Origin of the sequence: Gordonia sp. CPCC 205515 (genome assembly GCF_048537925.1) — a bacterium.
In the GTDB taxonomy this organism is placed as follows: Bacteria; Actinomycetota; Actinomycetes; order Mycobacteriales; family Mycobacteriaceae; genus Gordonia.
In genome coordinates, this window is record NZ_JBCLVJ010000007.1 from 304,531 (window position 1) to 318,991 (window position 14,461).

The window sequence follows — 14,461 nt, forward strand, 5'->3', positions numbered from 1 at the left end:
ACCATAAGAGAGGAAAAGCAATATTATTTGTCGAATAACATAGTCTCAGGCTATGAATGATGTGACGCTGCGGCAGATGGAGTACTTCATCGCCGTACTCGATCACGGCTCCGTGAGTGCCGGGGCGGCCGCGGTGCACGTCTCGCAGGCGACGGTCTCGGCCGCGCTGGCCCAACTGGAGAAGAGCCTCGGCGCGGTGCTGCTGGCTCGCGGACCCGCTCGTCGTGCCCGGCCGACCGCCGCCGGTGAGGAGTTCGCTGCTCGCGCCCGGACAATCCTGAGCGCGGTCGACGACGCGGTGGACGCCGTGGACGAAAGCAGCGCAGACCTGCGCGGACCGCTCTCGGTGGGCTGCCTGCACACGGCCAGTCCGCGGATGCTGCCCGGACTGGTGGCCCACTTCGAGGAACACTGGCCGCACGTGGAACTACGTCTGGTCGAGGAGACGTCGCGCCGTCTGCAAGACCTGGTCGCCGCCGGTCGACTCGATGTCGCCATGGTCTACACGCGCCAGCTCGAACGACAAGACCTCATCACGCACCGTCTCGGCAGCGTCGCATTGCACGCAGTGCTCGCCGCCGATTCGCCGCTCGCCCGGCAGGAGACGGTGTCGATGGCCGACCTCGTCCGATTGCCCGCGATCCTGTTGGACACCCCACCGGTGGCCGATCTTCTCGTCGAACGCATCCGCAGGCACGGACTCGACGTCGACGTGCGGTGGCGGTCGTCGAGCGCCGAGACCATCCGCTCGCTGGTCGCACGCGGCCTGGGATTCTCGCTGGTCAACGCCGTGCCACACCCGTCGACCCGGACATTCGAAGGTCTCGAGGTGGTGCACGTCCCGGTCGCCGACGAGGTGGACAACCCGGCCATCGCCGTGACGATGGGCAACCGGTCGCGGTCACGCAGGATTGCCGAGGCCATCACGACGCTGCGCGCGATCCACGAACAGACCGAGCCAGGGATGTGGGCGCACACTACCGACGGATGACCGGCCCGGACATGCAGTACCAACAGGTGCCGGCCGCGGCGACGGTCGCCGACACCGCCGCGACACCGGCCAGCGCGACGACCGAGTGCGCGCACGTCACGATGACGAGAACCTCGACCGAGATCACCGCCCAGGTGGCCAGCGCGATTCGGGGCCGGTCGCGGGCGATGGCGGCCAACAACGCGACTTGCAGGACGGCGAGCGCCGATCCCGTCCAGGCAAACACCCACAGGATCGGGACCAGCGTGCGGTAGTCGTCGCCGATGAGGATCGGGATCATCGGCCCGGCCAACCCCGCAAGGCCGGTAAGCACCACCCCGAGCCCGACCACCACCCCGACCGCGCGGCGAAATGCGTTCGCCGACAACGCCGGATCCGACAACTGCGGATAGACGACCACACCGATTGCCTGCGGTAGCCAGAACGCGACCTTGGTGGCGATCGCACCGAGCGCGTAGACCCCGGCATCGCCGGCGCTCAGCGCCGTGCGGGACAGCAGGAGGTCGATGGACGCGGCGACGATCAGGACGAGTTGGACCCCAGACGCGCCGAGGACGTCGAGCGCGGACAGTCGGTCGGTGGAGTACGGCCACTCTGTCGGGTTGGCCGGGCCGGACATCCGGACCGCCCAGCCCACCATCGCCGCGGCCGCCACGGTTCCCGCGGCGCCGGCGACCAGCGCGCCAACCGGTCCGGCCCCGGCCGCCAGGACCCCGATCACCGGTACGGTGCGCAGGACCCCGACCGCGGCCAACACCCAGGCGAGCAGACGAAAGGCCGAGCGTCCTTGCAGGACACCTTGACCCGCGCCCACCAGAACCAGCGGCACCGCCCCGCTGAGCGCGGCCAGCGCGGTGCCCACACCCATCGACGTGACCCACGCGGCGAAGGGTGCGCCGAGCACCGCGAGGCCGATCACGAATGCGGTTGCCTGCCAGGTCACCCGCGCGATCCGCGCCGGGTCGGCATGCCGAACCACCGACCTCGCCACCACCGCTTGCACCGCCATCGCGACGACGCCGAGCACCAACATCGCGGACAGTCCAACCGCCAGCTCCCCGTATTCGGCGGTGTCGAGCCACCAGCGGGTGGCGGTCAGATGAATGGCGTAGGTGCAGATGTTGGCGACCATCGATCCGGCGGCGACGGCCCCGAGCGAGACCCCGAGTCCGGTGCGGGTGGGGTCGCCGGTCCGTGCCATGCGATCAAGTGTGCACGTCATCGCGCCGCCAGCGCGGCAGGGGCGCTTTGCACGTCTCGACGCGGATAGGCAACGATGGGATCACCCGTTTGTCCGACCACGAAGAAAGCCCGCTGAAGAAGCTCACCATGTACGACCACGACAGTCCTGACGAGTCCGACCCCGAGGTCCTCGGCTTCCGCATCGACCCCGTGCTGGCCCGTAGTTGGCTGCTGGTCAACGGCGCGCAGCCGAACAAGTTCGCGGCGGCCTCCCGGTCACGCGCGGACATCGTGGTGTTCGACATCGAGGACGCGGTGGCCCCGAAGGACAAGCTGACGGCTCGCGACAACGTGATGCAGTGGCTCAACAGCGAAGCGAGCGGGCCGAATGACGCCGGCGCCGGGAGCGAAGCGAGCGGACCGAGGGACCACGGCAGTCGCGATTGGGTGCGGATCAACGGTTTCGGGACCCCCTGGTGGGCCGACGATCTCGACGCTCTCGCCGAAGCCGGGGTGGGCGGCGTGATGCTGGCCATGGTCGAGTCGGTCGATCACGTCGTCGAGACCGCGAAGCGGCTGCCCGACGTGCCGATCGTGGCGCTGGTGGAGACGGCACGCGGGCTGGAGCGGATCAGTGAGATCGCCGCGGCCAAGGGAACTTTCCGGTTGGCCTTCGGTATCGGCGACTTCCGGCGGGACACCGGTTTCGGCGACAACCCGGCCACCCTGGCCTACGCCCGATCCCGATTCACCATCGCGGCCAAGGCCGCGCATCTGCCGAGCGCCATCGACGGACCCACCGTCGGGTCCAGCGCCCTGAAGCTCTCCGAGGCGACCGCGGTGAGCGCCGAGTTCGGCATGACCGGCAAAATCTGCCTGACCCCCGATCAGTGCCACCCGGTCAACGAGGGACTCTCCCCGTCGCAGGACGAGATCAGTTGGGCCAAGGAGTTCTTCGCCGAGTTCGAACGCGACGGCGGCGAGATCCGCAACGGCTCCGATCTGCCGCGCATCTCGCGGGCGACGAAGATCCTGGATCTGGCACGGGCGTACGGGATTGTGGCGTCGGACTACGAGGACGATCCGGTCCACGCGCAGGCCCCGTCGGACACCTACCACTACTGAGGATTCAGTGACCTCCCGGCGCGACGACGATAGTCCCGTTGTCCGCCAATGGATTCTGTTTACGGTGTCGGCCGGCGCGGCAGCACTGATCCTCGCGACCGTGTTCCGGCCGGGCCATCTGCTGTATCGGGATGCGGTGTCGACGCCGCGCTCGTTCGTCACCGATCCCGCGCTCGGGCTCGGCGACGTGGCTCCCCGTGCGGTACCGCAGGATTGGGTGATCGCGGTCGCGAGTCGGTTCGTCGACGGCGGATGGCTGGTGGCGGCGATCCTCTTTATCTCCCTGACACTGTTGGGTGTCGGCTTCGGCCGACTGGCCGCCGCACTCGTCCCGAAGGCGGGTACGTCCGGGGCGATCACCGCCGCGGTGGTCGCGGTCTGGAATCCGTATGTGGCGGAGCGACTTCTGCAAGGACATTGGAGCCTGCTCACCTCGTGCGCAGCGCTCGGCTGGATCGCGTACTCGGCCCGAAGGTTGCGCGACGAACCGGTTGCGTGGCGGTGGGCTGCGTTGATCAGCGCTGTGTGCGTCGCGGGATTCACCCCCACCGGTTCGGTCCTCGCGGCCGCGATCATGGCCGCCACCCTCCTGCCCCCGTGGCTGCGGACCCGCGAGTGGCGCCGGCTCGTACTCGGCTGCGGCGTCTGGATTCTCGGCGCCCTACCGTGGCTGACCGCGACCCTCGTCGGGCATGCCCCGGCCACCAGTGGCGAGTCGGGGTTCGCGGTGTTCGGGTTGCGGGCGGAGCCCGGACTCGGCACGCTGGGCACCGCACTCGGGTTGGGTGGTATCTGGAATGCCGACGCAGTTCCGGCCAGTCGCACGATCTGGTGGGCGGCGGTCGCCACCATCGCTCTGCTCGCGGTGGTGGCGGCGGGTGCGTGGTGGCTGTGGCGTCGTCGTCGGGAACTCGATCCGATGGTGGGCGCCTTGGCCGTACTGGCCGCGGCGACCGCGGTTGCGGTGTCGGTGGCCGCGATCGGACCGGTCGCCGACGGGCTGTCCGCGCTCGCGCAGACGGTCCCGGGTGTCGGCCTGTTCCGCGATACACAGAAGTATCTGGCTCTGGAGCTCCCGTTCTTCGCGATCGCCGCGGCGGCCGCGGTCACGTGGTTGCGGCTTTGGGTACCTGCGGGTTTCGCCCTGGCCGCGGCCGCGCTGCTGGTGGTCGCGCCGCTCCCCGACCTTGCGTGGGGTGTCGGCGGCACCATCCGCCCGGTCGAGTACCCCGCGGACTGGACGGCCGTCGCGCAGATCATCCCCGCCGATCGCGGGGATGTGGCGGTGTGGCCGGCCGGGACGGTGCGCCGCTACCCTTTCACCGACACGGTCTCGTTGAATCCGTTGCCGCGCATGATCCGGGCGACGGTCACCGACTCCGGCCGACTGACCGTCGACGGCGTCGAGGTCGATCCGCCGGCCGGGCGGGGCGCCCTCGTCGACGACGCACTCACCACCGGCGGCCGGGTCGACGATCTGGCGCGACTCGGCGTCGGTTGGGTGGTGGTGGAAAACGGATCACCCCCGGCTCAGCTGCGTCGCGAGGCGCAGATCGCCTATCGGGGGGAGTATTTGACGCTCTACCGGATTCCGGGAGCGGTCGCCGATCTCGGCGCCTCCGCCCCGGCGCGCGCGACAGTGATTGCGGCGCATTCGATCTGGCTCGCCGCTATGATCGGCGGGCTCGTTCTGACGTTGCTCGGCACACGTCGTCGAACACCTCGATGAAACCGGCCGCGGTCGCCGGCCAGTCGTACCCGGCGGCCTTGCGCTGCGCGTTCCGTCCGAGGCGCGCCGCCTCCTCCGGATTGTCGACGAGCTTCCTTGTGGCACTGGTCAATTCGTCGACACCGTCGACAAGCAGGCCGGTCGTGCCGTGCTCGATGGACTCGACGAGACCGACGGAACTGCGGTAGCCGATCGTCGGCACCTGATGTTGCGCCGCCTCCATCACCGCGAGCCCCCACCCCTCCTTACGGGAGGGCATCAGATGGACGTGCGCACGCGCCAGGAGCCGATGCTTGTCCAGCTCGTCGACGTGACCGTGAAAGGTGACATTCTCACGCACACCGAGTTCGATTGCTCGAGCATGCAATTCGTCGGCCCACCACCCGCCGCCGATGACGTCGAGGTGAATATCGGGGCGGGTTCGGCGCAGGTCGGCGACGACCTCCAGCGCGTCGTCGACCTGCTTGTGCGGCACCAGACGCGACAGCACACACAGCCGGATAGCGGTGCGTTCGGTGTGCTCGGCATCGACACCGGGTATCGGCACCGGGTCGACGCCGTTGCGAATTACAGTGATGCGGTCGGCACCGACGCCCAACTCTGTCAACTCGGTGGCCGATGGCCCGGACACCGTCACATACCGATTGCGGCGATGCACCCACGGCGAGATCCGCGATTCGAGAAACCAGCCGACGCGTCCGAGCGTCCGACCGGCGACCGGCCACTGTTCGCGATGGCAGTGATGGACGAGCACGACTGTGGGCGCGGCCGACACGAGCGTGGCGAAGAACGGGACACCGTTCTGGGTGTCGACAATGACATCGGGTGAGACGCCGGCGAGACGTCCGCGTCCGAATCGGGCGGCGAGGATGGTGGCGAGCGCCCGCGGATAGACCGACAGTCGACCGCCGGCCCGCAACACGCGAATGCCGTCGCGGACCTCCGCGTCGGCGGCGTCCTCGTAGCCTGCGGTGAGCATGGTGACCCGCATGCCACGACGCACCAGTTCGGCCCCGACCCGCTCGAGGTAGCGCTCACTCCCGCCACCCTGGGGATGGTCGGTGTCACGCCAGCACAGCAGCAGGATGTCGGTGGGTTCGGTCATCGTCAGATCAGGGTACCGAGAAGACGGGAAAGTCCTCGGAGGTCGTACGTGGTATCCCCTCCATACCGCGTCTGACCACCGAGGACTCTGCGAGTGCAGCGGACTGGTGCCGCTACCGTGTAGCCGGCGATCACCCGCGCGTCTACAACGATAGTTGTATTTCTCGGACATTACAACGTGTGTTGTAAGTTTTGCACGATTGGAGGACACGCACACCATGAGCGATACCCGCCGGCGGCATCGGCGCACCCCCGGATTTGCGCGCCACGCGACGTTGGCGAGGGCGACGCGACTGCTGAACGACTTCCGGTTCGAGCAGACCGATCCGGCCCGCTTCTACGGGGCGATCGCGGCCGACACCGCGACGATGGTGACCGACTGGCACGCCGCGCCGATCGACGGTGCGGTGGTCCTCGACGTCGGTGGCGGTCCGGGCTATTTCGCCGACGCCTTCGACACGGTCGGGGCGCATTACATCGCGGTGGAGCCCGACCCGTCGGAGATGCACGCGGGTGGTCTCGAGCACCGGGCCACGGTCCGCGGATCGGGGCAGCAGTTGCCGTTTGCGGACGCCTCGATGGATGTCGTGTTCTCGTCGAACGTCGTCGAGCACACCTCCGCCCCCTGGGCCATGGCGCGCGAGATGCTGCGGGTGACCCGGCCCGGCGGAACGGTCATCGTCAGCTACACCCTGTGGTGGGGACCGTTCGGCGGTCACGAGATGGGATTGACCCACTACCTGGGCGGGCACCGCGCCGCTCGGTGGTACACCCGCCGGCACGGTCACCCGCCGAAGAACCTGTACGGCACGTCGCTGTTCGCGGTCACCGCCACCGAGGGCTTGCGGTGGGCGCGGGCGGTGGAGCCCGACGCCGAACTGGTCGGCGCGTTCCCCCGCTATCTCCCGCACTGGCTGTGGTGGGTGATGCGGGTCCCCGGCCTACGCGAGGTATTGGGCACCAACCTCGTGCTGGTGCTGCGCAAGCGGTGACGGTCGACTGGATGTCAGCCGGGCAGCGTGGCCGCGCAGCGCAGCGGGCCACCGTTGCTCGTCGACGACGAGAGCAGGTCCTCACCGTGCAGGATGTTGCAGGTGACCGGACCGCGGAGGACGATCGCGGTCATCTCGGCGGTGCCTCCGGTCACCGTGGTCGCCTGTGACCAGGGTGATCCGACGGCGGCCACGAAGGTGAACTGGTCGCCGCTGCGGTAACGGACGCCGACGATGTCGCCGTTGCCGGTGATCTGATAGACCACGGCGCCGGGCGCGACGGTCGGCGGCGGCGTGGTCGTCGTTTCTTCCTCGGTGGTCGTGGTGGTGGTCGGGGTGCTCGTCGTCGTGGTGGTGCTCGGCGTCGTCGTGGTGCTGGCCGCCGCACTGTTGCCGTTGTCCTTGTTGCCGCCGCGCGCGATCAGCAGGCCGACCAGCGCGACGACGACGAGGGCGGCCAGCGCGGCGAGCGCGAGTCCCACGGTGCGGCCGGTGTTCTTGGGTGGCTCCGGCGGTTCCCCGTAACCCGTCTCGCCGTACCCCGGTTCGCCGTATCCGGGTGCACCGTAGCCGGGCTGGCCGTATTGCGGTTGCCCGTAACCGGCCTGGGTGTAGGCCTGCGGCGGATCGTACGGACCGTGATGGCCCGCAGCGGGTGGCGGCTCCGCGGCCGACGGGTGGCCGGCAGGCGGATAGTCGGCCTGCGGTGGCTCGGCGGGTCGGTAGGCGGCCGTCTCGTCGGCGGGGTCGAAACGCCGGGTTTCCGGGTTCTCGCGGTTCGGGTCCCAGCGGTCGTCGGGAGGTCGGGTCATGGCACCGATTGTGTCATCCGCACCACTCGAAGCGTGCCTCCAGCAACACCCCGCGGAGCGTGTCTCACCACCGTCAGGCCTCGGCGATCGCCTCCAGCGGGCGGGTGCGGGCGGCCCGCACCGCAGGCCACAACGCCGCCAGCACACCGACGACCGCCGACGCGATCAGCGTGAACACGATCAGACCCCACGGCAATACCGGCGTACCGAGACCCCACTTCGCCAAGGTGCGGACCAATGCCCACCCGATGAGGCAGCCGAGGATCACGCCGACGATGGCGCCGAAGATCGCGATGAGCACCGACTCCAGGTAGATGCTGCGTCGTACCTGGGACCGCAGCATGCCCACGGCCCGCAGCATCCCGATCTCGCGGGTCCGTTCGACCACCGAGAGCGCCAAGGTGTTCACGATGCCGAGCACCGCGATCAGCAGCGCGAGCCCCAACATGGCGTACAACGTCGCCAGCATCTGGTCGATCTGTGCCGACGCCGAGTTCTTGAACTGTTGGCGATCCTGCACCTGCACGGTCAGATACGAGTCGGTCGCGGCTTCGAGATTGCGGCGCAGATCGTCGTCGGAGAAACCCGAGGACGGCGTGACGAAGATCGCGACACTGACCCTGGCTGCCGCCGGGACGAGTTTGTTGTACACGTCGGGTCCGACAAGCCACGGCTGCAATACCTCGTTGTCGGCGTAGACGCCGGCCACCGTCACCTTGACCTGTTGGCCGGTCGCGCCGGTGAACGTGACGACATCACCGGTCTGCCAGCCGCGATTCGCACTCGCGCGCTCACTGACCAACATGCCGTCGGCCGGAAGTTGATCGGAGGCGCCGTCTTTCATCGTCATGGTGGCCACCTCTGCCGGTTGACCGCCAAGCGCGGCGTAGCCGGTGACGGTGTCATCCCCGACCTTGGCCTGGACGACGCCCAAGCTGACCGCGGTCCCGACACCGTCGGCCTTGGCCACCGAGTCGTATACCGCCGCCGGGATCGGCAGGTTGTTGGTGCCGGCCACGATGTAGTCGGCCTTGATTCCGCTGTCCACGGCAGAGTCGACGGTGCCCTTGAACGAGGTGCCGAGGGTGCCGATGACGGCGACGAGCATCAGCCCCAGGGTCAGTGCGAAAGCGGTGGCCGCCGTGCGCCGCGGATTGCGCACGGCGTTGGTGCGCGCGAGTCGACCGATCTTGCCGAACGGCGCCCCGATCACCGAGCCCAGCGCACCGACCACCGGCCGCGACAATGCGGGCCCGGCCAGCACCACCGCGATGATGCAGGCGGCGGCACCGACACCGACGGCGATGGCCGGACCGAGCCCCACCCCCATCGCACCGATCAGGATGATCACCACCCCCGCGACGCCGATGACCGCACCGGCAACGGTGCGCCGCACCAACGACGCCGAGCCCTCCGCCATGCCGGCGCGCATCGCCTCCACCGGAGGCACCCGCGATGCCCGCACCGCCGGCACCCAGGCGCTGATCATCGTGACGACCACGCCGACGAACAGTGCGGCGAGCACCGCCCACACACCGACCTGCAGGGGCGCGTCGGGCAGACCCGACGACGAACTCGTGATGGCCTTCAAGGCGGCCGCCAACCCGATGCCGATGCCGAGACCGACGACGCCGCCGATCACGCCGACCACGAACGCCTCGAACAACACCGACCGCGACACCTGCTGCTTGCTCGCACCAACCGCCCGTAGCAACGCGAGTTCGCGGTTGCGCTGGGCCACGATCATCGAGAATGTGTTGTAGATGATGAAGGTGCCGACGATGAGTCCAATGGCCGCGAACGCCAACAGGATTCCGGTGAAGATGGTCAGGAACTGGTTGACCTGATCCTTCTGGTCCTGACGCACCTGATCACCGGTGCGCACCTGGTAGGTGTCGGCGGGCAGCGCCTTCTCCACCCGCTCCTGCAGTTGGGTGGGCGTGACGCCGTCCACCGCAGACATGTCCACCTGCGCGACATGTGTTCCGTCGGAGAACAATTGGCGTGCGGTCGCCTGATCGAACTGCACGTTGACGAATCCCCCGGTGGAGCTCGGTAGATCGAGCAGACCAACCACCGTCACGTCTCGGGGCGCCGCCGACCCTTGCCCGAGAACGACTTTCGTCGGCGAACCGACCTTGAGGCCGGCTTCCGAGGCCGCCGACGAGTTCAGCACGATCTCACCGGCATTCGCCGGTCCACGACCTCCGGGCAGCAACTTGCCTGCGTCGGGCGACAGCGCCTGATCGGGTGGTACATACGCGCTGCCGACGCTCGGCGCGCCACCGGTCTGTAACGCCTTGCCGTCGGCGTTGGCGACGGTGACGAGTCCGGAGTAGTCGGTCACGAGGCGATCGATGCCGAGTTCACGCTTGCGCGAGGTGAGTTCGTCGACGACCGACTGGGGCACGCCCGGCGACTGCCGATCGGCCGGGGTGACCTCCACCGCAACGCCGGGGGCGGCACTGTCGAAGATGTCGTTGAACGCCTTGGAGATCGTGCTGGTGAACACGATCGACCCGGCAACGAAGGAGGTGCCGAGGACGATGGAGAACACCGTCAGGAACAGTCGAAGCTTGTGCGCCCGCAGGTTTCGCAGCGAGACCCGGCGCATCACCGAGGACGACGCCATGACCTCACCGCACCTCGTAGGGGTTCTCGTCGACCGGCGCGGCCGTCGATGTGGACGTCGATGACGCTGCCGCTGCAGACGATTCGGCGTCCGGCTCGTCGAGGGTGCGCATCACCTCGAATACGTCATCGGCGCTCGGGTGCGCCAGTTCTCGGACGATCTGCCCGTCGGCGAGAAAGATGACGCGGTCGGCGTAGGACGCCGCCCGCGGATCGTGCGTCACGATCACCACCGTCTGCCCGAACTCGTCGGTCGCGGCCCGCAGGATCGAGAGCACCTCACCTGAGGATCGCGAGTCCAGGTTGCCGGTCGGTTCGTCGCCGAAGATGATGTCGGGTTTGCCGACGAGGGCCCGGGCGCACGCCACCCGCTGTTGCTGGCCGCCCGACAGTTCACTGGGCAGGTGGCCGAGTCGGTCGGCGATACCCAGACGCGCGATGACGGTGTCGAACCAATCGCGGTCGATCTCACGACCGGCGATGTCGACGGGCAAGGTGATGTTCTCGGCTGCCGTCAGTGTCGGCACAAGGTTGAAGGACTGGAAGACGAAGCCGATCCGGTCGCGGCGCAGGAGCGTCATCTCCTTGTCCGACAAGCCGGTCAGGTCGACGTCGCCGATGTGGACGCGGCCACCGCTGGCGACGTCGAGACCCGCCAGGCAGTGCATGAGCGTGGACTTGCCAGAGCCCGACGGCCCCATGATGGCGGTGAACTCACCGGCCGGGAACTCGACGGTCACCCCACGCAGCGCCTCCACGACGGTGTCGCCGGAGCCATACGTTTTGGTGAGGTTCTCCGCGCCCGCGGCCGCGGTGTCGGGGCGCAGACTGTGCTTCGAGGCCGATGTCATGGCTCAACCGTGCCAAATCTGGCGCGCATCCGCCATCGGGAATCTCCCTGAACGCACCCTGATCCGCGATCAGCTCTTCGGGAAGCGGATCTCGAGCGCGTGGATGCGGGTCGGACCGGCGAAGGCATTGTTGGCGACGATGAACAGCACCCGCGACCGGTAGGTGAGCCACGGGCGATCGGGAAGCCAGTTGCCCCACGACAATCCGGACATATTGCCGGTGTCGAGCGCCACCAGCGGATCGGAGGTGAAGATCTGACGCTTGGGCATCGCGCGCTCGGCGCCGTTGAGCTTGCGCACCCCGGTGACCGGCTGCGCCCCGCGTGTCGTGGTCCAGTAGACCCTGGTCACCCGCCCACGCCCGCGTTCGAGGACGAGATAATCGGTGTTGTTGACCGCCAACACATCTGCGGCCACCTTGTCGCCGTCGGTGCGATACACGAACTCCGACGTGCCACGGCCGGCCCAGGTGAGCAGGCGCGCCGCGTTCGGCGGGTCCTGTTTGAGTCCGCCCGCGGTCAGCACGCTGATGCGGTCGCCCGGCGACACCGCGACACCGGTCAGTCCGCGCTGGCCGGCCAGTCCGGTCTTGGCCGCGGGGCGGTAGGCCGGGGGCAGCGGCAGGTTGCGGACCTCGTTCCCGAGGTCACCCGTCACGTGTACGAACTGATGAGCGCCACCACTGACCACGACATATCCCGAACCCAGCCGTCGAATCCCCTCGAACTGGGCCGACCCCGGCAACATCGGGAGGATGCCGGGGCCCAGGATCGTCCCGCCACCGGTGATCGATGGCTGACCGAGGAAACCGACAGCGGAGTTGAACGGCACGGTCCCGGTGAAGAAGCGCGCGGGACCGAAGCGGCCCACGTCGGTGGAGATGAATACGTACGTACCATTTCCGGTGCGATCCATCCCGGAGATGCCGCCGAAGGTCGGCACCGCATTGACCACGGTGCTGTCCAGGAAGCGCGAGTCGACCTGCTGCGGCGCAGCAGGTTTCGCCGGCGGCGCGGCCACCGCGTTACCAGCTGACACACCGGACAGGGCTACAGCGCACGCGGACACGAGCGCCGCCCCCCACAAGCGGATTCTCATAGGCCACAACAATACCGCACGCCACAGCGGGTGCTGTGGCGTGCGGTATTGTCCTGCAGCGCTATCGAGACCGCTCCGAGACTCGGGCCGGTCGATGCGCCGGAATTGTCAGCTCAGGCGCTGCTTGAGGATCGCCAGCTCGTCCTGGAGTCCACTCGGCAGACGCTCGCCGACGAACTCGAAGAGTTCCTCGATCAGCGGGAGTTCCTTGCGCCATTCGTCGTCGTTGACCGCGAGTGCGGCGGCCACGTCCTCGGCCGGCACATCGAGACCGTCGACGTCGATCTCCTCGGGCTTCGCGACGATGCCGATCGGGGTGTCGACACCCTCGTTCTTGCCTTCGATCCGTCCGACGATCCACTCGAGGACGCGGCTGTTCTCGCCGAATCCGGGCCACAGGAAGCGGCCGTCGTCGCCACGACGGAACCAGTTGACGTAGAACACCTTCGGCAGTTTGGTTGCGTCGGCGTTCTTGCCGAGGTTGATCCAGTGGGCGAAGTAGTCGCCGACGTGGTAGCCGAGGAACGGCAGCATCGCCATCGGGTCGCGGCGCACGGTGCCGACCTTGCCCTCGGCGGCGGCGGTCTGCTCGGAGCCGACGGTGGCACCCATGAAGACGCCGTGCTGCCAGTCGCGGGCCTCGGTCACCAGCGGGACGGTGGTCTTGCGGCGGCCGCCGAAGAGGATCGCCGAGATCGGCACGCCCTGCGGGTCATCCCACTCGGGGGCCAGCGACGGGCACTGCGAAATCGGGGTGCAGTACCGCGAGTTCGGGTGTGCGGCCTTGTGGTCGGACTCCGGGGTCCAGTCGTTGCCCAGCCAGTCGGTGAGGTGCGCCGGGGTCTCGCCGTCGATACCCTCCCACCAGATGTCACCGTCGTCGGTACGAGCGACGTTGGTGTACAGGGTGTTTCCGGCTTCGATGGTGCGCATCGCGTTCGGGTTGGAGTCGTCGCTGGTGCCCGGCGCAACGCCGAAGAAACCGAACTCCGGGTTGATCGCGTAGAGGCGGCCGTCCTCGCCGAAGCGCATCCAGGCGATGTCGTCGCCGACGGTCTCGGCCTTCCAGCCCGGGATGGTCGGCTGGATCATCGCGAGGTTGGTCTTGCCGCAGGCGCTCGGGAAAGCCGCCGCGACGTAGTAGACCTTGTTCTCCGGGTTGGTGAGCTTGAGGATCAGCATGTGCTCGGCCAGCCAGCCCTCGTCGTGGGCGAGCACCGAGGCGATACGCAGGGCGTAGCACTTCTTGCCGAGCAGCGCGTTGCCGCCGTAGCCGGAACCGTAGGACCAGATCTCGCGGTCCTCGGGGAAGTGGGTGATGTACTTGTCCGGGTTGCACGGCCACGGGACGTCGGCCTGCCCCGGCTCGAGCGGTGCACCGACCGAGTGCAGCGCCTTGACGAAGAACCCGTCGTCACCGAGGAGTTCGAGCACCTTCGGGCCGACGCGGGTCATGATCTTCATGGACAGCACGACGTACTCGGAGTCGGTGATCTCCACGCCCAGTTTCGGGTCGTCGGAACCGAGGGGACCCATGCAGAACGGGATGACGAACATCGTGCGGCCGCGCATGCTGCCGCGGTAGAGACCGGTCATGGTCTCGCGCATCTCGGTGGGATCGACCCAGTTGTTGGTCGGTCCGGCGTCGGCCTTGTTCTTGGAGCAGATGTAGGTCCGCGACTCCACGCGGGCGACATCGGCGGGGTCGGAGTTGGCCAGGAACGAGTTCGGCTTCTTCTCCTCGTTCAGCTTGACCAGTGTGCCCGCCTCGACCAGCTCACTCGTCAGGCGATCCCACTCCGCATCACTACCGTCGGACCACACCACCCGGTCGGGTTGGGTCAATTCGGCGATTTCGGCCACCCAGGCGAGCAGTTCGGCGTGTTTGGTCGGCGCGGTGTTCGGGTCGAGTCCGGGAATGGCGGCTGCGGTCATTTGGTTGGTTT

At 68.2% G+C, this 14,461-nt stretch carries 11 protein-coding genes; 4 read left to right on the top strand and 7 right to left on the bottom strand.

Annotated features, from left to right (window positions below):
• The first annotated feature begins 52 nt into the window (after window positions 1-52).
• Entirely contained in the window at window positions 53-991 is a 939-nt protein-coding gene (locus tag AAFP30_RS10545; RefSeq protein WP_419229849.1) for a LysR family transcriptional regulator, read from the top strand.
• On the opposite strand, the gene AAFP30_RS10550 is transcribed toward AAFP30_RS10545, so the two are convergent.
• Window positions 978-2,192: a polysaccharide biosynthesis protein gene (locus AAFP30_RS10550; protein ID WP_419229850.1), complete on the bottom strand. Its 1,215-nt coding sequence runs from the start codon at window positions 2,190-2,192 to the stop codon at window positions 978-980. The two genes, AAFP30_RS10545 and AAFP30_RS10550, sit on opposite strands and share 14 nt — an antisense overlap.
• 128 nt (window positions 2,193-2,320) lie before the next feature.
• Here AAFP30_RS10550 and AAFP30_RS10555 point away from each other — a divergent pair, with 128 nt between their 5' ends.
• Window positions 2,321-3,298, top strand: a complete 978-nt coding sequence (locus AAFP30_RS10555) for an HpcH/HpaI aldolase/citrate lyase family protein (protein ID WP_419230156.1) — start codon at window positions 2,321-2,323, stop codon at window positions 3,296-3,298.
• A gap of 7 nt (window positions 3,299-3,305) precedes the next feature.
• A complete protein-coding gene (locus AAFP30_RS10560; RefSeq protein ID WP_419229851.1) occupies window positions 3,306-5,027 on the top strand; it encodes a hypothetical protein in 1,722 nt (573 codons plus the stop codon).
• Here the strand turns inward: AAFP30_RS10560 and AAFP30_RS10565 are convergent.
• Window positions 4,969-6,132 carry a glycosyltransferase family 4 protein gene (locus AAFP30_RS10565; RefSeq protein WP_419229852.1) on the bottom strand — a complete coding sequence of 388 codons (1,164 nt, stop codon included), beginning with the start codon at window positions 6,130-6,132 and terminating at the stop codon, window positions 4,969-4,971. The two genes, AAFP30_RS10560 and AAFP30_RS10565, sit on opposite strands and share 59 nt — an antisense overlap.
• Window positions 6,133-6,349: 217 nt before the next feature.
• Between AAFP30_RS10565 and AAFP30_RS10570 the strand changes: the two genes are divergently transcribed.
• Window positions 6,350-7,123: a class I SAM-dependent methyltransferase gene (locus tag AAFP30_RS10570; RefSeq protein ID WP_419229853.1), complete on the top strand. Its 774-nt coding sequence runs from the start codon at window positions 6,350-6,352 to the stop codon at window positions 7,121-7,123.
• Between the two features lie 14 nt (window positions 7,124-7,137).
• Here AAFP30_RS10570 and AAFP30_RS10575 read toward each other — a convergent pair whose 3' ends face one another.
• From AAFP30_RS10575 to AAFP30_RS10595, 5 genes are all read right to left on the bottom strand, one after another.
• Window positions 7,138-7,935 carry a hypothetical protein gene (locus tag AAFP30_RS10575; protein ID WP_419229854.1) on the bottom strand — a complete coding sequence of 266 codons (798 nt, stop codon included), beginning with the start codon at window positions 7,933-7,935 and terminating at the stop codon, window positions 7,138-7,140.
• 73 nt (window positions 7,936-8,008) lie between these two features.
• On the bottom strand, window positions 8,009-10,567 hold the full coding sequence (locus tag AAFP30_RS10580; RefSeq protein WP_419229855.1) for an ABC transporter permease: 2,559 nt from the start codon (window positions 10,565-10,567) through the stop codon (window positions 8,009-8,011).
• Between the two features lie 4 nt (window positions 10,568-10,571).
• Window positions 10,572-11,417, bottom strand: coding sequence for an ABC transporter ATP-binding protein (locus tag AAFP30_RS10585; protein ID WP_419229856.1), 846 nt, complete (start codon window positions 11,415-11,417; stop codon window positions 10,572-10,574).
• A 69-nt stretch (window positions 11,418-11,486) separates the two neighbouring features.
• Entirely contained in the window at window positions 11,487-12,515 is a 1,029-nt protein-coding gene (locus AAFP30_RS10590) for an esterase-like activity of phytase family protein (protein ID WP_419229857.1), read from the bottom strand.
• A gap of 108 nt (window positions 12,516-12,623) precedes the next feature.
• The gene (locus tag AAFP30_RS10595) at window positions 12,624-14,450 is read right to left on the bottom strand and encodes a phosphoenolpyruvate carboxykinase (GTP) (RefSeq protein WP_419229858.1); all 1,827 of its coding nucleotides are present in this window, start codon (window positions 14,448-14,450) and stop codon (window positions 12,624-12,626) included.
• Window positions 14,451-14,461: the final 11 nt, after the last annotated feature.

Bases quoted from the DNA above. Each gene is read 5' to 3' on its own strand.
- AAFP30_RS10555 (WP_419230156.1), top strand. From the start codon at position 2,321: ATGTACGACCACGACAGTCCTGACGAGTCCGACCCCGAGGTCCTCGGC.
- AAFP30_RS10545 (WP_419229849.1), top strand. From the start codon at position 53: ATGAATGATGTGACGCTGCGGCAGATGGAGTACTTCATCGCCGTACTC.
- AAFP30_RS10575 (WP_419229854.1), bottom strand. From the start codon at position 7,935: ATGACCCGACCTCCCGACGACCGCTGGGACCCGAACCGCGAGAACCCG.
- AAFP30_RS10595 (WP_419229858.1), bottom strand. From the start codon at position 14,450: ATGACCGCAGCCGCCATTCCCGGACTCGACCCGAACACCGCGCCGACC.
- AAFP30_RS10550 (WP_419229850.1), bottom strand. From the start codon at position 2,192: ATGGCACGGACCGGCGACCCCACCCGCACCGGACTCGGGGTCTCGCTC.
- AAFP30_RS10590 (WP_419229857.1), bottom strand. From the start codon at position 12,515: ATGAGAATCCGCTTGTGGGGGGCGGCGCTCGTGTCCGCGTGCGCTGTA.
- AAFP30_RS10585 (WP_419229856.1), bottom strand. From the start codon at position 11,417: ATGACATCGGCCTCGAAGCACAGTCTGCGCCCCGACACCGCGGCCGCG.
- AAFP30_RS10570 (WP_419229853.1), top strand. From the start codon at position 6,350: ATGAGCGATACCCGCCGGCGGCATCGGCGCACCCCCGGATTTGCGCGC.
- AAFP30_RS10580 (WP_419229855.1), bottom strand. From the start codon at position 10,567: ATGGCGTCGTCCTCGGTGATGCGCCGGGTCTCGCTGCGAAACCTGCGG.
- AAFP30_RS10565 (WP_419229852.1), bottom strand. From the start codon at position 6,132: ATGACCGAACCCACCGACATCCTGCTGCTGTGCTGGCGTGACACCGAC.